The organism is Dysosmobacter acutus (assembly GCF_018919205.1).
Taxonomy (GTDB): Bacteria; Bacillota; Clostridia; order Oscillospirales; family Oscillospiraceae; genus Oscillibacter; species Oscillibacter acutus.
In genome coordinates this window covers 2,699,177-2,718,478 of the sequence record NZ_JAHLQN010000001.1, presented here as the reverse complement: position 1 = coordinate 2,718,478, position 19,302 = coordinate 2,699,177, and the positions used below count along the sequence as shown (strand labels likewise).

The window sequence follows — 19,302 nt, the reverse complement described above, 5'->3', positions numbered from 1 at the left end:
TTTGGAAGAAATGATCAAAGATTTGCATTACTGGAAAAATTGGGGTACAATACACTCTGTATTGAATTTCGGCCTGTTTGGCCGTGGAAGAGGAGGCGCCTGTGAAAGAGCTGTTCTGGGTTGCGGCCACTGCGGTGGTTGTTTTGCTGCTGCTGGAATTTTTGCTTCAGGGAAGACGGGGGCATCCTCAGTGGAAGCTGCTGCGGAAGTTCCGCTACGCCCACCGGGGGTATCATCAAAAGCCTGAGATTCCCGAAAACTCCATGGCGGCCTTCCGGCGGGCGGTGGAGCACGGCTTCGGAGCCGAGCTGGACGTGCACCTGACCCGAGACAGGCGCCTGGCGGTGATCCACGACTCCTCCCTGAAGCGGACCTGCGGCGTGGAGGCGGATGTGGAGGACCTGACGGCGGAGCAGCTCAAAGGCTACCGGCTGGAGGGAACGGAGGAGCGAATCCCCCTGTTAGAGGAGGTGCTGCCCCTTTTTGAGGGAAAGGCGCCGTTGATCGTGGAGCTCAAAAGCGCCCGGGGCAACTGGAACGAGATAGCGCGGCTGACCTGCGAGACGCTGGAGCGGTTCCATGTGGTCTGCTGCGTTGAGAGCTTTGACCCCAGGTGCCTTTTGTGGCTGAGGGAGAACCGGCCGCTGGTGGTCCGGGGCCAGCTATCTCAGGATTTCATGAAATCCCCTTCGGGCCTGAGCACGATGCACCGCGTCGCACTGAGCTGCCTTCTGTACAATTTTCGGACGCGCCCCGATTTTGTGTCCTACCGGTTTGAGGACCGCAGGAACTGGGCGGTCCGGCTGTGCTGCCGCAGCCGGGGCGTGCAGGAGATCAACTGGACCATCCGCTCTTTGGCGGATCAGCGAGCGGCGGAGCGGGAGGGACACCTGGTTATTTTTGAATCATATGACGCCTCGGCGGATGGGAAAGGAGCGCGCGGTTGAAAAAGAGATGGCAACAGTTCAAAGCGGCGGTCAAGATGGAGCTGCGGGAGCACAGAAGCTCCTTTATCGCCTATAAGGTTCTTCACGTGCTGGTGGTGGCCACCCTGATCCGCCAGTGCATTTTGGGGCATTTTGAGAGCGTCTTCTTCTGCGTGCTGACGCTTCTGTTGCTTTATGTGCCAAGCATCGTACAGGTGGGTCTGCGCATCGAGCTGCCCACCACGCTGGAGATCATCATCCTCTGCTTCATCTTTGCGGCGGAGATTTTGGGGGAGATCAGCTCCTTTTATGTCCGGGTTCCGGGCTGGGACACCATGCTCCACACGGTGAACGGATTTTTGGCGGCGGCCATCGGCTTTTCCCTGGTGGTGCTGCTCAACAGCGACGAACGGCTGAGCTTTGACCTGTCCCCCGCGTTTATGGCCGTGGTGGCCTTCTGCTTTTCCATGACCATCGGCGTTTTGTGGGAGTTTTTTGAGTGCGGCATGGATTTGGTGTTCCACACGGACATGCAGAAGGATACCATTGTTCACGCCATCTACACCGTAGCCCTGGACACGACCCGGACCAACACGGTGGTGGGAGTCACCGGCATCACGGACACGGTGATCAACGGGGAGTCTCTTGGATTGGGTGGGTATCTGGATATCGGCCTGCTGGATACCATGAAGGACCTGTTCGTCAATTTCATCGGCGCCACGGTCTTTTCCATCATCGGCTTTTTCTATGTGAAAAGCCAGGGGAAGGGAAAAGTAGCCCGTAAGTTTATTCCCAGCCGCAAGGAAGAGGGACGGGACTATCTGAAGGTGGAACAGGAAAAGGCGGAGCCGCCGGAGGTGGAAGGCCGGGAGGGCCGGCCGGACGAGGACATGTAGGGAACCGGAGAAGACGGTCGCAGGTGAATTTGTGTAGGAAACGGAACCAATCTAAAAATAGAGTATAATTGTTGCAAGAAAAGAGGAGAGGCAGTGGAGAAGAACAAAGTGCGCTGGGGTGATCGCCGGGACGGCGTCTGGCTGCGGGACCTGGACCCGCTCCATGTGTTTACCCCTTATCTGATGCCCAACCGGGCGGACAACGAGGCGTTTATCGAGGAGCTTATCGACCTGACGGAAGTCAATGCCTTTATAGAAAAGAAGAACCTGGAGGACCCGGAGTTCAAATATACCTTTTTTCATGTGATCCTGGCGGCGCTGGTGAAGACAATTACCCTGCGCCCCAGGATGAACCGATTCATCTCCGGCAACCGCATGTATCAGCGCAACGAGCTGACGGCCGCCTTTGTGATGAAAAAGCAGTTCTCCGACACGGCAAAGGAGTCACTGCTGTTCATCAAGTTCGAGGAGGACGACACCGTGACCGATGTACATAACCGGATCAAGAAGGAGGTTTTGGCTTATCGGAACGAGGAGTCGGTGGACAACTCCACCGCCGGCATGGATTTTTTGGGCAGGCTGCCCCGGCCCCTGCTGCGCTTTGTGATCCGGATGCTCTACTGGCTGGAGTACCACGGTCGGGCGCCGCTGAGCCTGGTGAAGACGGACCCGGACTACGCCACCATTTTTATTTCCAACCTGGGGTCCATCAGGCTCAATGCCGCCTATCACCATCTGAACAACTGGGGGACAAACTCCTTTTTTGTCACCATCGGGGAAAAGCGCCTTCACCCCTTTTTTGAATCCGACGGACATGTGGAGATGCGGGACGCCCTGAAGGTGGGGATTACCTTGGATGAGCGCATTGCCGACGGGTATTACTATTCCAGAACCATCAAACTGTTCAAACATCTGCTTCAGCACCCGGAGCTGCTGGAGCGACCTGCAAAGGAGGAAGTAGACTATGAGTGAACCGGCGATTCAGGCTGCCGGCCAGAGAGGCAAGCGGGAAAAAAAGGGGGCGGAGGTGCCCCGGGTGAAAGCGCCCTGGCTTGGCAGCTACGATGAAGAGGTACCGGCCACGCTGACCTATTCGGAAAAGACCATGGTAGGCGCCCTGGAGGATACCGCCCGCCGCTATGGAGACTATATCGCCTATGATTATATGGGCAGCAAGTGCACTTACCGGGAGCTGGTGGAGAAGATCCACACCTGCGCCCGGGCGCTGAAGGCCATGGGCATCCGGGAGGGCGACCGGGTGACGATCTGCCTGCCCAATATGCCCCAGACGCTGATTATGTTCTATGCGGTGAACTTGGTGGGCGCCGTTTCCAATATGGTCCACCCTCTCTCCGCTGAGAGCGAGATCGCCTTTTACCTCCGGGATTCCGGGAGCGTGGCGGCCATCACGCTGGACCAGTTCTATCCCAAGTTTGCCAGGCTGCGCAAGGTGGTGGACCTGCCCAACCTGATCGTCACCGGCGCGGCGGATGAGCTGCCCTCCGCGGTCCGGGCCGGCTACTATCTGAAGGAGGGGCGGAAGATCAAGCCCATCCCGGCCAGGGCCAACGTTCTCAAGTGGAGAGACTTCCTCCGCCGCGGGGACTATATCGAGATTTACAAGGTGGACCGCCATGCCGAGGACTCGGCGGTGATCCTCTACTCCGGCGGCACCACCGGCACCACCAAGGGCATACTGCTGACCAACCGGAATTTCAACGCCCTGGGGGCACAGATCATCGCCACCAACACCTTTTTCCAGCCCGGCGACAAGATGCTGGCCATCATGCCCATGTTCCATGGGTTCGGCCTCGGCGTGTCCATCCACTCCATGATGTGGGGCGGAGGCCGCTGTATCCTGATTCCCCGGTTCACCCCGGAGTCCTACGCGGAGCTGCTGAAGAAATACCAGCCCAACCTCATTGCCGGCGTGCCCTCTCTTTTCGAGGCGCTGCTGCGGGTGAAGCAGATGGAGGGTGTGGATTTGAGCTGCCTGAAAGGCGTGTTCTCCGGCGGCGACTCCTTGTCTGTGGAACTGAAAAAGCGCTTTGACGCCTTTTTGGCCGGGCACGGCGCGGCTGTCCAGGTCCGGGAGGGCTACGGCACCACCGAATGCGTCACCGCAAGCTGCCTCACGCCCATGCACCAGGCCCGGGAGGGGTCCATCGGCCTGCCCTTCCCCGACATGTTCTATAAGATCGTGAAGGCTGGGACGGAAGAGGAGGTGCCCTACGGCAAGGAGGGCGAGATCTGCATCGCCGGCCCAACGGTGATGGTGGAGTATGTGAACCATCCGGAGGAGACGGCCCAGACGCTGCGCACCCACGCCGACGGCATGACCTGGGTCCACACCGGCGATCTGGGAATCATGGATTCCGACGGATTTGTCTACTTCCGCCAGCGCATTAAGCGCATGATCGTCACCAACGGTTACAACGTCTATCCCTCCCAGATTGAAAACGTCTTAGATGGGCATGAGTACGTCCAGATGAGCTGCGTCATCGGCGTGAGCGACCCCATCAAGATCCAGCGGGTCAAGGCCTTTGTGATGCTCAAGCCGGGCTTCAAGCCTACTGAGGCCTGCCGCCAGGCCATTTTGGCTCACTGCCGCAAGCACATCGCCAAATACGCCATTCCCACGGAGATCGAGTTCCGGGCAGAGCTGCCCAAGACCCTGGTGGGCAAGGTGGCCTATCGGAAGCTGGAGGAAGAGGAGCTAAGCCGCCGGCAGTAGGGCGGCGGAAGAAGGAGAGAGACTATGGTAAAAGTGAGATTGGGAAAAACTGAGCTCTGGGTGACAAAAACGGCCTTTGGCGCGCTGCCCATCCAGCGCATCGACCACGCCGCGTCCAAAAAGCTGCTGCGCAGGGCCTACGATGCGGGAATCAACTATTTCGACACCGCCAATGCCTACAGCGACAGCGAGGAGAAGATCGGCGAGGCGCTCTCCGACGTCCGCCACAACATCGTGATCTCCACCAAGAGCGGCGGGACGGACAAGGAGACGGTGCGCCGGCACATCGAGACCAGCCTGCGGAGGATGAAGACGGACTATATCGACCTCTTCCAGTTCCACAACCCGGCGGTGCTGCCGGATATCAACGACCCGGACGGTCCCTTTGCCGCGGCGCTGGAGGCCAAGGAGAAGGGGTATGTCCGCCACATCGGTATCACCAACCACCGCCTGAGCGTGGCCCATCAGGCGCTGGACTCCGGCAATTTTGAGACGCTGCAGTTCCCCTTCTGCTACCTGGCCACGGACAGGGATATGGAGCTGGTCAACCGCTGCCGGCAGGAGGACGTGGGCTTCATCGCCATGAAGGGCCTCTCCGGCGGCATGCTCTCCAACGCGGAGGCCTGCTTTGCCTTCATGCAGCACTACGACAACGTGGTGCCCATCTGGGGCATCCAGCATGAGTGGGAGCTGGACCAGTGGCTGGAACTGCGGGAGCGGGGAGCGAAGATGACGCCGGAGCTCTTGGCGGTGATTGAAAAGGACCGGGCTGAGCTGGCCCAGAACTTCTGCCGCAGCTGCGGGTACTGCCAGCCCTGCACCGTGGGAATCGACATCCCTCAGGCGGCCCGGATGGCCATGCTGCTGCGCCGGGCCGTGTATCAGGACTACATAACCGACGAGTGGTATGCCAAGATGCACAAGATCGAGGAGTGCGTCCACTGCGACGTGTGCAAGAGCCGCTGCCCCTATGAGCTGGACATCCCCAATCTCCTTCAGGAGATGCTGAAGGACTACGACGCGTTTTATGCCCGGCATAAAAACGGATGAGAGCGAAAGGAAGAGACTTTGGAGTATCTCACACAGGAATTGACGGAAACCACCTTCAGCCGGGAGGAGGAGCTGACCTTTGCCAATTGCGACGTGCGCAAAAAGATGAAGCTCTCCGCCATGCTGAGCACGATGGCCAGCATTGCCGGCTATGACTACGACGCCCGGGGACTGACCTACGAGGTGCTGCGGGACATGCAGCAGGTGTTTTTGCTGGCCCGGATCACGCTGAAAGTCCACCGCCTGCCGGAAAACAGGGACATCCTGAAGGTGACCACCTGGGAAAACGGGGTGCGGGGCGTGCACATGCGCCGCTGCTTTGACCTCAGTGACCGTGAGGGCCGGCCCTGCGTCGCCGGACGCAGCAGCTGGATCCTGGTGGACCCGGACAGCCGGAAAATTCTGCGGCCGGGCCTCTTTACGGGAAAGCCCATTGCAGAGGTGGAGCGGGAACTGGACTGCCCGGAGTGCAAAAAGGTCCTCCTGCCCAAAGAGGGTGTGGAGGAGATCGGACGGCGGCAGGTGCGCTTTACCGATCTGGATGCGAACGGGCACCTTTACAGCGGCAACTACGGCAACGTCATCTGGGACTTCCTGCCTGAGGAGCTGCAGCTGCGGGACTTACGGGAGTTCTCCATCAACTACAACCACGAAGCCACCCTGGGCGAGGAACTGCGGCTCACCGGCTGTCGGGCGGGGGACCGCTATTACATGATGGGCCAGGGCGGCGGAGAGCCCTGCTTTACCTGTGAATGCGTGTTTTAGCATGCAGACGCCTCACAAACCATTGGTTTGTGAGGCGTTTTTTCCTTTACTTCTGTTCTTCTCCATTCTCTTCCAGCTCCTCCCGGAACATCAGCAGGAAGACGGCCGCCAGGCCGATGAGGCCGAAAAGCACCGCCTCGGCGCAGAAGCGGCGGGTAGCATAGGCCCCCACAGCGGCGCCGGCGATGAAGAAGAGGATGATGCCCGCATACTGCCGGAACCGGCGCAGGAAAGCGTCGTCTCCGGTGCGGCGGAAATGGTAGAGGTTTTCCGTGGCGCTGCGCAGGTTCCCAGTGCACATGGTGGTGGCGTAGGGACTGCCGCTGAGCTTGCGGAAGCTCTCCACCTGCATGGCGCACACAAAGGAGATTAGGATATTGGCCATGGAGTCCCAGTCACCCTGTGGAAGAAAGGCCACGATCAACAGCACCAGCGCCTCCACAGCCACAGTGACCTGCCGCCAGTGGAGCCTGCCCCCGCGTCCTTTGTACCGGCTCTTCAGGGACTCGGTCACATATACGCCGAAAAAGAAGGCGGCGATGGGCACCAGGTAGGACAGGGACGCGCCCCACTCCCCCTGAGAGAGGTGCAGGCCGAAGAGGACGATGTTGCCGGTCTGGGCGTTGGCGAATACGCCGCCCCGGCAGAGATAGGTGTAGGCGTCCAAAAAACCGCCGACCAGGGCCAGCAGCACGCCGATGGGGTAACTCTCGGAAACTTGTCTGTTCATTGCAATGCTTCTTTCTGTGGTCTTCAGTTCAGTGTGTCCGCATTTTGGGCAAACAATTCCTGTACCCGCCGGGCCACGGCGCTGTGGCGCGTAAGCTCCGGGTCGGCGCGGAGCATCTCCTCCGCCGCTGCCTGGGCCCTGAGCAGCAGGGCCATGTCACAGGAGAGGTCGGCGATCTTCAAGGAGGGAAGCCCGTGCTGGCGCTGGCCGAAAAAGTCACCCGGACCCCGCAGGCGCAGGTCCTCCTCGGCGATGCGGAAGCCGTCCGAGGTTTTGGCCATGACCCGCAGCCGCTGCCTGGCCTCCTCGGTCTTTGGATCGGCGATCAACACACAGTAGGACTTGGCGCCGCCCCGCCCCACCCGGCCCCGCAGCTGATGAAGCTGGCTCAGGCCGAAGCGGTCGGCGTTTTCCACCACCATCACCGTGGCGTTGGGCACGTCCACCCCCACCTCGATGACCGTGGTGGACACCAGAATATCGGTTTTTCCAAGAGAAAAGGCGGCCATCACCGCCTCCTTTTCCTTTGGCTTCATTTTGCCGTGGATGAAGGCGATGCGCAGATCGGGAAAGACCTCCCGCTGAAGCGTCTGCGCGTACTCCGTCACCGCCTTACGGTCGTCCGGCATCTCCTCATTTTCCGACACCTGAGGGCAGACGATGTAGGCCTGGTGGCCCTGGGCGATCTCCTTGCGCAAAAAGGCGTAGATCCGCTCCCGGTAGCCGGTGCCCACGGCAAAGGTGTCGACCTTCTGCCGCCCGGGAGGCAGCTTGTCAATGACGGAGACATCCAGGTCGCCGTAGATGATGAGGGCCAGCGTCCTTGGGATCGGCGTGGCGGACATGACCAGGATGTGTGGGGAGCGGCCCTTGGAGGAAAGGGCCGCGCGCTGACCCACGCCGAAGCGGTGCTGCTCGTCGGTGACCACCAATCCCAGGTCCCTGTACGCCACATCCCCGGAGATCAGCGCGTGGGTGCCGATGACAAAGTGGGCCGTGCCTTGTGCAAGCTGTTCAAGGATGGCCCGGCGGGCCTTGCCCTTGACGGAGCCGGTGAGCAGGACGCACCGGACGCCCAGGGGTTCCAGCAGAGGAAAGAGGCTCCGGCAGTGCTGCTCCGCCAGAATCTCGGTGGGCGCCATCAGGGCGGCCTGGGCGCCGTTTTGTACGGTGAAGTAGACGCAGGCCGCGGCCACCATGGTTTTGCCGGAGCCCACGTCCCCCTGGCACAGGCGGTTCATGGGTCTGCCGGAGCACATGTCGCTCAGGGCCTCGTCCACACAGCGACGCTGGGCATCGGTGAGAGAGAAGGGAAGGGCGCGGTAGAACGGTTCCATGTCCACCGGGCGGCAGGGCGTCACTTGGAGCGACTGGCGGCGGCTGCGCAGCCCGGAAAGGCCCAGGGCCAGCAGGAACAGCTCCTCGAACACCAGGCGGCGGCGGGCCTCCTCCAGCGCCTCCTGCGAGACGGGAAAGTGGACGTTTTCATAGGCGCGGCCGATGGGGCAGAGTCCGTTTTCCCGGCACACCTCATCGGGGAGAAATTCGGACAGCTTGCCGGCGCACTCGTCCAGCCCCTGACGGACGGCGCGGATCAGCAGCAGCTGGGAGACGCCGGCGGTCAGGGGATAGATGGGGACAATGCGCCCGGTCCGCTCCCGGCGGCCCTCCGGCTCCGCCACCGGGTTGGTCATGGTCCGGTGCAGCAGCGTGCCCTCCACCCGGCCGCAGAACACATAGCTCTGTCCCATTTTCAGGCTGTTTTTCAGGTATGCCTGATTGAAATAGGTGATGTCTATCGCGCCGGTCTCATCCACCGCCCGGAGCTTTACCAGTTCCAGACCCCGGCGGATGCGGGAGAGGGTGGGCGGCGCGGCCACCATGGCCTGGACGCAGGCGGTTTCTCCGGGGATCAGCGCACTGATGGGGCGAAAGGCGGAGCGGTCCTCATAGGCCCGCGGGAAGTAGGAGATCAGGTCCCGGAGGGTAAAGATGCCAAGCTTTCCCAGGGCCTTGGCCTTCTGCTCGCCAATGCCCTTGATATAGCGCACATCTGTGTTCAGGTCGGCCATGGGGAAGGGCTCCTTTCTCCTGTAAAATTCAGCTCATAGGCTGGAGCTGCGGTTTCAGATATTATATAATAGCCGAAAGCAGTTGGCAAAACTATTTTGTAACATTTGGTGCGTTGGATACTCTTATGTAGGAAAGGGGTGGGGAAGATACCGGATTTTGAAGAAGTCTACCGGCTGTATTTTGCCGATGTGTACCGCTATGCCCTGGCCCTGACCAGGGACGAGGCAGCAGCGGAGGAGATCACCCAGGAGACCTTTTTCCGCTCTCTCACCGCCATCGACGGCTTTCGCGGGGAGTGCCAGCTGCGGGTGTGGCTGTGCCAGATCGCAAGAAACCTCTATTTCCGTGCCTGCCGGGAGCAAAAACGGTTCCGTCAGGCGGAGATGGAGGAGGGGGACGAGGGCATCGAGGAATCGTTTTGCGACCGTGACGCGGCCCGCAGGCTCCACCGCCTGCTCCACGATCTGGAGGAGCCCTACAAGGAGGTGTTCTCCCTGCGGACCTTCGGCGAACTGCCCTTTGCCCAGATCGGCGAGCTGTTCGGAAAAACAGAGAGCTGGGCCCGTGTGACCTATTTCCGGGCGCGGCGGAAATTAAAGGAGAGGCTTACATGAAGTGTGAAATTGTTCGCGACCTGCTGCCGCTGTACTGCGATAATGTCTGCTCGGCGGAGAGCCGGGCGGAGGTGGAAGCACATCTCAAAGAGTGCGCCGGCTGCCGGAGGGAGATGGAGGAGCTCCGCGCCCCCCTGCCGGAGGAGGAGCTCCGTGCGGCGGATAAAGAGGCGTCGGCGCTGAAAAGGCTCTCAAGAGAGTGGGAGCGGGGCAAGTGGAAGGCAAAGCTGCGGGGGGCGGCCATCGCGGCTGCGGTGTGCGCGGTGATAGTCGGGGCTTTTCTGGCGGCGACGCAGGGGTTCTGGTTCCCGGTGGACCCGAAGAACATTTCGATCACCAACGTGCGGCAGCTCTCCGACGGGCGGGTGGTGTACCACATGAGCGTCAACGACGACAAGGCGATCCGGGAGATCAGGTTCGAGTTTGACGAGGAGGGCAACGCGTACTTTGTGCCCAAGCGTGCGCTCTACACGGAAAAAAGGACGCTGCCGGGCCAGACGGGGGACTCAGATTTGATACTGGACCTGCCGGTCATGAATGGATACGCCCGTGACCGGGGCTATGATACGGAGATCACCAGGGCCTGGTACGGACGGGGCGAGGACGCCGTCCTCCTCTGGGAGGAGGGGATGGAGCTGCCCCGCGCCTCGGTGGAGGATGAGATCAACTGGGGGGACAGGAATTGAGAGCCGTTCCAAGATTGAAAAAGAGCGTGCAGCAAAGTGCTGCACGCTCTTTTGGCGGTTTGGATCAAGGGCGCGCTATCCCGCCTTCCGGGTATATTCAAGGTAACGGAAGGTGTAGCCGTTGTCGGCCACGAGCTCGCTGGCGCTGAAAAGCTCCCAGTCGGGATGGCGGTCCAGATTGGGGAAATAGGTGTCGGCGTCGGCCCTGGCGTCCACCATGGTGACGTAGGCCCGCTGGCAGTAGGGCAGGAGCTTGGCGTAGATGGATCCGCCGCCGATGACAAACACCCTGTCCCGGCCCTGCACCATGGCCAGCGCCTGGTCAAAGGAATGCACCACCGTGGCGCCCGGCACCTTGATGCCGGGCTGGGCGGAGAGGATGATGTTGTCCCGGTTGGCCAGAGGCTGCCCCTTTGGCAGGGACTCCAGCGTTTTGCGGCCCATGATGACGGTGCCGCCCTCTGTCAGTCGGCGGAAGTGCTTCAGGTCTTCGCTCAGGCGGAACAGCAGTTTGCCGTCTCTGCCGATGGCCCAGTTCTGGGCAACTGCAACAATTGCGTTCATAGAGACTCTCCTTTGACATACCGGGGCAGTATGAATTTTTCCCACGGCATAAAAGATGCTTATACCGCAATGGGAATTTTCTCCTCAAAGGGAGAAGGCGTATAACCCTCCAGGGAAAAGCTGTCCCTGGTAAAGGCGTAAAAGTCCGTGACGGACGGGTCTATATGAAAGACGGGAGCGGGGGCGGGGGACGCGTCCAACATGCGCCGGATGATGGGCACATGACGGTCGTAGATATGGGCGTCGGCGATAACGTGGACCAGTTCGCCGGCCTCAAGGCCAGAGACCTGGGCCATCATATGCATCAGCACGGCGTACTGCACGACATTCCAGTTGTTAGCGGCAAGCATGTCCTGGGAGCGCTGGTTCAAAATGCCGTTGAGGATGCGCCCGGAGACATTGAAGGTCATGGAGTAGGCACAGGGGTAGAGGTTCATCTCATGGAGGTCGGCAAAGGTGTAGAGATTGGTCATGATCCGGCGGGAGGCGGGATTGTGCCTGAGGTCGTAGAGCACCCGGTCCACCTGGTCAAATTCCCCCTCCGGATAGCGGTGGCGGACGCCAAGCTGATAGCCGTAAGCCTTGCCGATGGAACCGGTCTCGTCGGCCCAGGCGTCCCAGATGTGGGCGTTCAGGTCATGGATGTTATTGGACTTTTTCTGCCAAATCCACAAGAGCTCGTCCACGGCGGTTTTCCAATAGGTTCTCCGCAGCGTGAGAATGGGGAACTCCCGGCGCAGGTCATAGCGGTTGACAATGCCGAATTTCTTGATGGTGTGGGCCGGCGTGCCATCCTCCCACTTGGGACGCACCTGCTGGTCCGTGTCCCGGACGCCGCTTTGCAAAATTTCCCGGCAGTTGGCCAGGAATATCTGGTCGGCATGGCTCATGCACTCACGCTCCTTGTCGAATTTCATCCTTACTCAGTATAGCAGATGCGCACACGCAATACAATCCATGAATCCTGAACCCATTTTTACTAAATACCCCCCTGTATTTTTGTAAAAATTAGATAAAAGTCTGATTGTAATCCTGCAAAAAGTGCGATATGATGAATTGAGAGAAACGATTGCAGGGAAGACAATCCGCCTGCGTCAAAGAGATGGACGAGGGGAGGAACGGCAATGCTGGACCGCAGCGAGGTGGGAAAGCGGGGCTATCTCAATGAGAAGTTCCGGCTGTTCCACCTGAAGGACAGCCGGGCGGAGAAGTTGGATTACCACTACCATGAGTTCGACAAGATCATTTTGCTGTTGGGGGGCAAGGTGACCTATGTGGTGGAGGGCGTGACTTATTTCCTCAAGCCCTGGGATGTTCTGCTGGTACAGCACAACCTGATCCACGTGCCCATCATTGACCCCAACGAGCCCTATGAGCGCATTGTGATCTGGCTCAACGCCGATTATCTGGCCGAGCACAGCTATGGAGGGGAGAACCTGTCCGCCTGCTTTGACCTCACCCGGGAGCGGGGGTTCCACCTGCTGCGGGAAGGGAAGGAGCGGAGGCTGGAGTATATGCGCCTGGTGACGGAACTGGAGGGCGCGCTGCGGGACCGGGAATTTGGCCATGAGCTGCTGGCAAGCACCTATTTCCTCCAGCTGCTGGTGGCCATCAACCGGGACGCGGGGAAGGACAGGACGGCGGAGGTGACGGACAGCTACCGCCGGGACCCGAAGATGGGGGAAATCCTGCGCTACATCGCCGCCCATCTGGAGGAGGACTTGTCCGTGGACGCCATTGCCGGCCGGTTCTATATGAGCCGCTACTACCTGATGCACCGCTTTAAGGAGACCACGGGCTACACGCTCCACCAGTATGTGAGCCAGAAGCGGCTGCTGCGGGCCGGGGAGATGATCCGCTCCGGCGTGCCGGTGATGAAAGCGGCGGAGCAGGCGGGATTTCGGGATTATTCCACATTCCTCCGGGCGTTTCAGGGCACATTTCACATGAGCCCCAGGGAATTCAACGGGTAAAGGGAGAACGGAAATGGAACAGACACTGCGTCAGGAAGACGTGTTTTTTACAAAGGCGGACCTGCGTCATCTGATTATTCCCCTGGTTATTGAGCAGCTGCTGGCCATCACGGTGGGCCTGGCGGATTCGCTGATGGTGGCCCGGGTGGGAGAGGCCGCCATTTCGGCGGTCTCCCTTGTGGATACGGTGAATGTGCTTTTGATCAATGCCTTTTCTGCCCTGGCCACCGGCGGCGCGGTGGTGGCGGGACAGTACATGGGCCGCAGGGAACTGGATAAGGCCAGTCACTCCGGCGAACAGCTGCTGCTTTTTATGCTGGAAATCTCCCTGTTAGTCACGGTTTTCATCTATGTGGGCAAGCAGTTTATCCTTGGCGTGGTGTTCGGCCGGGTGGAGGCGGACGTGGCCGCCTACGCGAACACCTATTATCTGATCGTGGAGGCCTCCATCCCCTTCCTGGCGCTCTATAACGCCGGCGCTGCCCTTTTCCGGGTGATGGGAAACTCCAACATCTCCATGCAGGTGTCGCTGGTGATGAACGGCATCAACGTGGCGGGCAACGCCCTGCTGATCTTCGGGCTGCACCGGGGTGTGGAGGGCGTGGCCATTCCCACGCTGGTTTCCAGGGTGGTGGCGGCGGGAATGATCCTGATGCTGCTGCGCCGTCCGGGCGCCGCGCTGCGCCTCAAGCGGATTCCACGCAGCCACGACGGACCGGTGATCCGCAATTTCCTCCACTTCGGCGTGCCCAACGGCGTGGAGAGCAGCATGTTCCAGCTTGGTAAGATTTTGCTGCTGTCCACCGTGTCGGGCCTCGGCACCGCCTCCATCACCGCCAACTCCATCGCAAATACCATCGGCGTCTTCCAATGCATCGCCGGCAACGCCATGGGCCTTGCCATGGTGACGGTGGTCTCCCGCTGCGTGGGGGCGGGCAGCTACGAACAGGCCCGGCTTTACACGAAGAGGCTTCTGAAGATGAACTATATCTACGGCCTCTTTTTGAACCTTGCCATTCTTGCGGCGCTGCCGCTGATCATCCGGATCTACGCTGTGTCGGCGGAGGCTTCGGCCTATGCCACCAACATCCTGATCTGGCACGGCGTGGTGGGCATTGCGATCTGGCCCCTGGCTTTCACCCTGCCCCAGGCCCTGCGGGCAGCGGGAGACACCCGCTTCACCATGATTACCTCGTCTCTGTCCATGTGGATTTTCCGGGTGGCCATCGGCGTGGTGATGGCCCGGAGCTGGGGGTTCGGCGTGCTTGGCATCTGGTACGCCATGTTCATCGACTGGGTGGTGCGTATGGCGGCCTTTGTGCTCCGGTTCCGGGGCCACCGCTGGGAAGTGGTCCGGCTGCGGGATTGACCCAAACCGGAGAGAGCAGTCCGCCTTTTGCTGGCGGCAAAAAGAGGGCGGAGCCGGCGCTCCGCCCTCTTTCCATGAGGTTCAGATTTTGATGAGCTCGTACTGCCGCTGGCCGAGCCCCAGGGCTTCGCCGTGGCTCAGGGCGGTCTCCCAGTTGGTGTCGGGATGCATGTAGTGGAAATGATCATGGCCGCACTCGTGGAAGTTTTCGCCGTCTAAGGCGGAGCCGGGAAGAGGCGGCTGGGCGTTGACAGCGTCGGCGCAGGCCTGGTCCAGCGCAATGGGGTCAAAGGAGGCGAACATGCCCACGTCCTGCACGATGGGGGCGTCGTTGAGCCAGTAGCAGTCGCACAGCGGGGACACGTCGATCACCAGGGAGATGTGGAAGCAGGGTCGGCCGTCCACCACTGCCTTGGTATACTCGGCGATCTTGCAGTTGAGGATGTCGTTGGACTCGTCGTTGGAGGCGTAAACCGCGTCCATGGGGCAGTGGGTCAGACAGCGGCCGCAGCCCACGCATTTGTCCTGGTCGATGGAGGCCTTGCCCTCCGGACCCACCACGGCCGCGCCGTGGGCGCAGATCTCCTCACAGGTGCCGCAGCCCACGCACTTGTCGCCGTTCACAGAGGGCTTGCCGGCGTTGTGCTGCTCCATTTTGCCGGCCCGGGAGCCGCTCCCCATGCCGATGTTTTTCAGCACGCCGCCAAAGCCGGTGTTTTCATGGCCCTTGAAGTGGGTGAGGGAGATGAGAATGTCGGCGTCCATGATGGCCCGGCCGATTTTGGCCTCCTTCACGTATTTGCCGCCCTCCACGGGTACATATGCCTCGTCATTTCCCTTGAGTCCGTCGGCGATGATGCAGTGACATCCGGTGGAAAGAGGCGAGAAGCCGTTTAAGTAGGCGGAGTCCAGGTGGTCCAGAGCGTTTTTCCGGCCGCCCACATAGAGGGTGTTGCAGTCGGTGAGAAAGGGCTTGCCGCCCTGGTCCCGGACAAAGTCCGCCACCGTCTTGGCCCAGTTGGGCCGGAGGAACGCCAGGTTGCCGGGCTCGCCGAAATGCAGCTTGATGGCCACATATTTGCCCTCAAAGTCGATGTCCCCGCAGCCGGCGGCCTTCATCAGGCGGTACAGCTTCTGCTGGAGATTTTCATGGAAGTCCGCGGCCCTGAAGTCCGCAAAATACACCTTTGCCTTTTCAGCCATATTCATGTTCTCCTTTGTATGTAATGCGTTCACATATCCACGGAGATGTGATCCGTTCCGTTTTCCTCAAACTCGCCCAGGTATTCGTCCATTCGCTCCACCAGTTCGCTGTAGTTTTCACGGGTGAGAGGCTGGCCGTCCATATCCCGCAGCGCCAGTTCCTCTGCCAGGATTTCGTAAAATGTGTTGTCCTCATAGTTGGCGATGGCTTCGTGGATGCCGCCCTCGGCAAAGGCCTTGGAGGGGATGATCTCCCCGTTGTAGAGCTCGATGAGCTTTGACATCCTGTGCTCTGCGCAATAGGAGAAAATCAGGCTCTCCACTGAGTCATATTCCCGGATGCGGTCGTCTTCCCGGGTGGAGTTTATGACCCAGTTGCCGATGTAGACCAGATCCAGCAGATAGCGGTACTGCTTTTCGGTCAGCTTGATCTCCATTGGGACACCTCCTCATTGAAACAGTCGTTGGATGATTACATGATTATAGCAAAGTTCCATGGAAAATGCCACATAAAAAAGTGGGCAAAAAGCCTAAAATCTGACTTGCCGGGGATAAAGCTACATAGTATAATATAGAACTTAAGGTACAAAGGAAACGGCAGGGCCTCATAAGGCTGCAAACGCCTTTTTTAAGCGGAGCCCGGCCGGTCAGGATGCTTTGCGCGGCCATACCGCGATCTCTATTTTTCCGGCATTGGAGGGACTTATGGATAACCGACCCATCGGCGTATTTGATTCCGGTCTGGGCGGGCTGAGCGCGGTCCGTTCCCTGCGGCGGATTCTGCCCGGCGAACAGCTCATTTACTTTGGAGATACCTCCCGCGTCCCCTACGGCGGACGGTCCCGGGAAACCATATTGAAGTACGCGCGGCAGGATGTGCGCTTTTTGCGCAGCTTTGACCTGAAAGCCGTCCTGATCGCCTGCGGCACCGTCAGCACCACGTCGCTTGAGACGCTGCGTGAGGAAAACGATCTCCCGATGGTGGGAGTGGTGGCCCCCACCTGCCGCCGGGCGGTTGAGACGACCAGGTGCGGGCGCGTGGGGCTGATCGCCACCCATGCCTCGGTGCGCAGCGGCGTCTACGAAACCACCATCGGGGAGCTTGACGCAAAGGTGGAGGTGGTGGCCAGGGCCTGTCCGCTTTTTGTGCCGCTGGTGGAAAACGGACGGTTCCGCCCCGGCGACGTGGTCATCGAGACGGTGGCAAGGGAGTACCTTGAGCCCATGCGTGAGAGCGGGATCGACACGCTGATACTGGGCTGCACCCACTATCCGCTGCTGAGCGATGTGATCCGCGGCGTAATGGGGGATGGGGTGGAGCTGATCTCCGCCGGCGAGGAGTCCGCCTTTGAACTCAAACGCACCCTGAAGGCCCGGGGCCTGCTTGGAGAGCATCAGCAGGGAGAGGCAACCTATTATGTCAGCGACCGGGTGGACGACTTTGAACAGATCGCCTCCTGGTTTTTACAGGAGGATCTGCACCATGAAGCCAACCGAATCGACATCGACCGGTATTGAGGTACTCATCACCGTCCGGGGTGAGCAGTATTTTGAAGAGGCGGACCCGGACGCCACAGAGCTGATGACGGAGGGCGTGCTGCTCCCCACGGCCGAGGGACTTGTGCTCCGCTATGAGGAAAGCGAGCTCACCGGCATGACCGGAACCACCACCACCTTTGAAATCAGGGGCAGGCAGGTGATCCTGACCCGATCCGGGAGCGTCAACTCCCAGATGGTCTTTGAGCACGGCGTCCAGCACACCTCCCTCTATGAGACGCTTTACGGCGAGCTCACCGTGGACATCAGCACCAGCCTGCTGGAAAACCACATGACCGAGCGGGGAGGGACGCTGGAGATCCGCTACTCCATCGCCATCGAGCACTCCGTCACAGGACGCAACTGCTTTTATATCACTGTGAAGGAAAAATAACCGTTCCCGCAGGGACGAAAATTCACAAATGAGGTGCAACCAATGATTCATATGATTCAAAACGCGAAAGACCAGATTGCCCAGCTGACCATGGCGGCCTACCGGGGCGCGGTGGAGGACGGGACGCTGCCTGAGGCTGAGGTGAAGGAGGCCCCGGTGGAAATCCCCAAGGACACGGCCAACGGGGACTACACCACCACCTTTGCCCTGGCCGCGTCCAAGGCGCTGCGGAAAAAGCCCCGGGACATCGCCCAGGCGCTGCTGGAGCATATGGACCTGAGCGGCAGCTATTTTACCTCCGCGGAGATCGCGGGCCCCGGCTTCTTGAACTTCCGCGTCAGTGAAGGCTGGTACCGGGGCGTCCTTGAGGCGGTGGAGAGCGAGAGGGAGGAATACGGCTCCTCCGATCAGCTTGCGGGCCAGAAGATCATGGTGGAGTTCGTCTCCGCCAATCCCACCGGCCCCATGCACATGGGCAACGCCCGGGGAGGCGTTCTGGGCGACACGCTGGCCGCCGTGCTTGCAAAGTGCGGCGCGGACGTGACGCGGGAGTTTTATGTCAACGACGCCGGCCACCAGATCGACAAGTTTGCCCAGTCGCTGGAGGCACGCTATCTCCAGCTCATCCAGGGGGAGGAGAACGTGCCCTTCCCCGAGGACGGATACCAGGGCGCGGACATCCGGGAGCTTGCCCAGCTGTACTATGACCAGAATGGGGACAGGCTCCTCCGCGCGGACGCGGAGGAGCGGCGCAACACCCTGGCCCAGTTTGGCCTCAGCGTCAACCTGCCCAAGATGAAGTCCGACCTGGAGCGCTACAAAATCCACTACGACAACTGGTTTTACGAATCCACCCTCCACGACAGCGGCTATGTGGCTGAGACGGCGGAGCAGCTGAGCGCCGCCGGCTGGACCTATGAAAAAGAGGGCGCGCTGTGGCTGAAGACCGCTGACATCATGCGCGAAAACCTGCGCAAGGCGGGCAAAAGCGAGGCGGAGATCGAAAAGTTAGACCTGAAGGACGACGTGCTGCGCCGGGCCAACGGCTTCTACACCTACTTTGCCGCCGACATCGCCTACCACCGCAACAAGTTTGCCGTCCGGGGCTTTGACCGGGTCATCAACGTCTGGGGCGCCGACCACCACGGCCATGTGGCCCGCCTCAAGGGGGCGCTGGACGCGCTGGGGCTGAATGGAACGGAAAAACTGGACATCGTGCTGATGCAGCTTGTGAAGCTGCTGCGGGACGGCGAGGTGGTGCGCATGTCCAAGCGGACCGGAAAGGCCATCTCCCTCAGCGACCTGCTGGACGAGATCCCGGTGGACGCGGCCCGCTGGTTCTTCAACTCCAAGCCTGACACCCAGATGGACTTTGACCTGGGCCTCGCTGTGCGGGAGGACTCGGAAAACCCCATTTACTACGTGGAGTACGCCCATGCCCGCATCTGCTCACTGCTGCGGGCGCTGGGGGAGGAGGGGGAGAAAGTCCCCTCCATGGCGGACGTGGACATGGGCCTTTTGAGCGGTGAGACGGAGCAGGCGCTCATCAAACAGCTCTCCGCCTACTGCGAGGAGATCCGCCTGGCCGCCCGGGACTACGACCCCTCACACATCAACCGCTACCTGGTGGATCTGGCGGGCTGCTTCCACCGGTTCTACACGGCCTGCCGCATCAAGGGCGAGGAGCCCCGGGTGCTCTCCGCCCGGCTGAAGATAGCGGACCTGACCCGCAGCGTCCTGCGGAGCGGCCTTGCGCTGATCGGTGTGGACGCGCCGGAGAAGATGTGAG

The 19,302-nt window shown here is 60.4% G+C and carries 19 protein-coding genes; 13 read left to right on the top strand and 6 right to left on the bottom strand.

What is annotated here, in order from left to right:
- Positions 1 to 101: 101 nt before the first annotated feature.
- The 6 genes from KQI82_RS13255 (at position 102) to KQI82_RS13230 (ending at position 6,371) form a co-directional block, all read left to right on the top strand.
- Positions 102 to 947 (top strand): glycerophosphodiester phosphodiesterase family protein, encoded by an 846-nt coding sequence (locus KQI82_RS13255; RefSeq protein ID WP_216633193.1) that lies wholly within the window; start codon positions 102 to 104, stop codon positions 945 to 947.
- The gene (locus tag KQI82_RS13250) at positions 944 to 1,822 is read left to right on the top strand and encodes a DUF2238 domain-containing protein (protein ID WP_216633192.1); all 879 of its coding nucleotides are present in this window, start codon (positions 944 to 946) and stop codon (positions 1,820 to 1,822) included. Before KQI82_RS13255 ends, KQI82_RS13250 begins: the two co-directional genes overlap by 4 nt.
- A gap of 93 nt (positions 1,823 to 1,915) precedes the next feature.
- Positions 1,916 to 2,794 (top strand): 2-oxo acid dehydrogenase subunit E2, encoded by an 879-nt coding sequence (locus KQI82_RS15910; RefSeq protein WP_216633191.1) that lies wholly within the window; start codon positions 1,916 to 1,918, stop codon positions 2,792 to 2,794.
- Positions 2,787 to 4,556 (top strand): AMP-binding protein, encoded by a 1,770-nt coding sequence (locus tag KQI82_RS13240; protein WP_216633190.1) that lies wholly within the window; start codon positions 2,787 to 2,789, stop codon positions 4,554 to 4,556. The genes KQI82_RS15910 and KQI82_RS13240 overlap by 8 nt, the downstream gene beginning before the upstream one ends.
- A 24-nt stretch (positions 4,557 to 4,580) precedes the next feature.
- Positions 4,581 to 5,606, top strand: a complete 1,026-nt coding sequence (locus tag KQI82_RS13235) for an aldo/keto reductase (protein WP_216633189.1) — start codon at positions 4,581 to 4,583, stop codon at positions 5,604 to 5,606.
- Positions 5,607 to 5,624: 18 nt separating this feature from the next.
- Positions 5,625 to 6,371, top strand: coding sequence for an acyl-[acyl-carrier-protein] thioesterase (locus tag KQI82_RS13230; RefSeq protein ID WP_216633188.1), 747 nt, complete (start codon positions 5,625 to 5,627; stop codon positions 6,369 to 6,371).
- A 46-nt stretch (positions 6,372 to 6,417) separates the two neighbouring features.
- Here the strand turns inward: KQI82_RS13230 and KQI82_RS13225 are convergent, their stop codons facing one another.
- Both KQI82_RS13225 and recG read right to left on the bottom strand, forming a co-directional pair.
- The gene (locus KQI82_RS13225) at positions 6,418 to 7,101 is read right to left on the bottom strand and encodes a YoaK family protein (RefSeq protein ID WP_216633187.1); all 684 of its coding nucleotides are present in this window, start codon (positions 7,099 to 7,101) and stop codon (positions 6,418 to 6,420) included.
- A gap of 23 nt (positions 7,102 to 7,124) precedes the next feature.
- Entirely contained in the window at positions 7,125 to 9,173 is a 2,049-nt protein-coding gene (recG, locus tag KQI82_RS13220; protein WP_216633186.1) for an ATP-dependent DNA helicase RecG, read from the bottom strand.
- Positions 9,174 to 9,320: 147 nt separating this feature from the next.
- Between recG and KQI82_RS13215 the strand changes: the two genes are divergently transcribed.
- Both KQI82_RS13215 and KQI82_RS13210 read left to right on the top strand, forming a co-directional pair.
- Positions 9,321 to 9,788 carry an RNA polymerase sigma factor gene (locus KQI82_RS13215; RefSeq protein ID WP_216633719.1) on the top strand — a complete coding sequence of 156 codons (468 nt, stop codon included), beginning with the start codon at positions 9,321 to 9,323 and terminating at the stop codon, positions 9,786 to 9,788.
- Positions 9,785 to 10,474 (top strand): zf-HC2 domain-containing protein, encoded by a 690-nt coding sequence (locus KQI82_RS13210; protein ID WP_216633185.1) that lies wholly within the window; start codon positions 9,785 to 9,787, stop codon positions 10,472 to 10,474. The genes KQI82_RS13215 and KQI82_RS13210 overlap by 4 nt, the downstream gene beginning before the upstream one ends.
- Before the next feature lie 75 nt (positions 10,475 to 10,549).
- On the opposite strand, the gene KQI82_RS13205 is transcribed toward KQI82_RS13210, so the two are convergent.
- Both KQI82_RS13205 and thyA read right to left on the bottom strand, forming a co-directional pair.
- Positions 10,550 to 11,038: a dihydrofolate reductase gene (locus KQI82_RS13205; protein ID WP_216633184.1), complete on the bottom strand. Its 489-nt coding sequence runs from the start codon at positions 11,036 to 11,038 to the stop codon at positions 10,550 to 10,552.
- 59 nt (positions 11,039 to 11,097) lie between these two features.
- Positions 11,098 to 11,928 (bottom strand): thymidylate synthase, encoded by an 831-nt coding sequence (gene thyA, locus KQI82_RS13200; RefSeq protein ID WP_216633183.1) that lies wholly within the window; start codon positions 11,926 to 11,928, stop codon positions 11,098 to 11,100.
- A 234-nt stretch (positions 11,929 to 12,162) separates the two neighbouring features.
- Between thyA and KQI82_RS13195 the strand changes: the two genes are divergently transcribed.
- Complete coding sequence (locus KQI82_RS13195; protein ID WP_216633182.1) at positions 12,163 to 13,011, top strand: AraC family transcriptional regulator; 849 nt, start codon at positions 12,163 to 12,165, stop codon at positions 13,009 to 13,011.
- A gap of 13 nt (positions 13,012 to 13,024) precedes the next feature.
- On the top strand, positions 13,025 to 14,380 hold the full coding sequence (locus KQI82_RS13190) for an MATE family efflux transporter (RefSeq protein WP_216633181.1): 1,356 nt from the start codon (positions 13,025 to 13,027) through the stop codon (positions 14,378 to 14,380).
- 81 nt (positions 14,381 to 14,461) lie between these two features.
- Here the strand turns inward: KQI82_RS13190 and KQI82_RS13185 are convergent, their stop codons facing one another.
- A complete protein-coding gene (locus tag KQI82_RS13185; RefSeq protein ID WP_216633180.1) occupies positions 14,462 to 15,583 on the bottom strand; it encodes a DUF362 domain-containing protein in 1,122 nt (373 codons plus the stop codon).
- Between the two features lie 29 nt (positions 15,584 to 15,612).
- On the bottom strand, positions 15,613 to 16,020 hold the full coding sequence (locus KQI82_RS13180) for a hypothetical protein (RefSeq protein WP_216633179.1): 408 nt from the start codon (positions 16,018 to 16,020) through the stop codon (positions 15,613 to 15,615).
- Positions 16,021 to 16,288: 268 nt separating this feature from the next.
- Between KQI82_RS13180 and murI the strand changes: the two genes are divergently transcribed.
- The 3 genes from murI to argS are packed head-to-tail and all read left to right on the top strand — an operon-like array spanning position 16,289 to position 19,301.
- On the top strand, positions 16,289 to 17,101 hold the full coding sequence (gene murI / locus KQI82_RS13175) for a glutamate racemase (protein ID WP_216633178.1): 813 nt from the start codon (positions 16,289 to 16,291) through the stop codon (positions 17,099 to 17,101).
- Positions 17,067 to 17,513, top strand: a complete 447-nt coding sequence (locus KQI82_RS13170) for a YwiB family protein (RefSeq protein WP_216633177.1) — start codon at positions 17,067 to 17,069, stop codon at positions 17,511 to 17,513. Before murI ends, KQI82_RS13170 begins: the two co-directional genes overlap by 35 nt.
- Positions 17,514 to 17,555: 42 nt before the next feature.
- The gene (gene argS, locus KQI82_RS13165; protein WP_216633176.1) at positions 17,556 to 19,301 is read left to right on the top strand and encodes an arginine--tRNA ligase; all 1,746 of its coding nucleotides are present in this window, start codon (positions 17,556 to 17,558) and stop codon (positions 19,299 to 19,301) included.
- The last annotated feature ends 1 nt before the right edge of the window (position 19,302 follow it).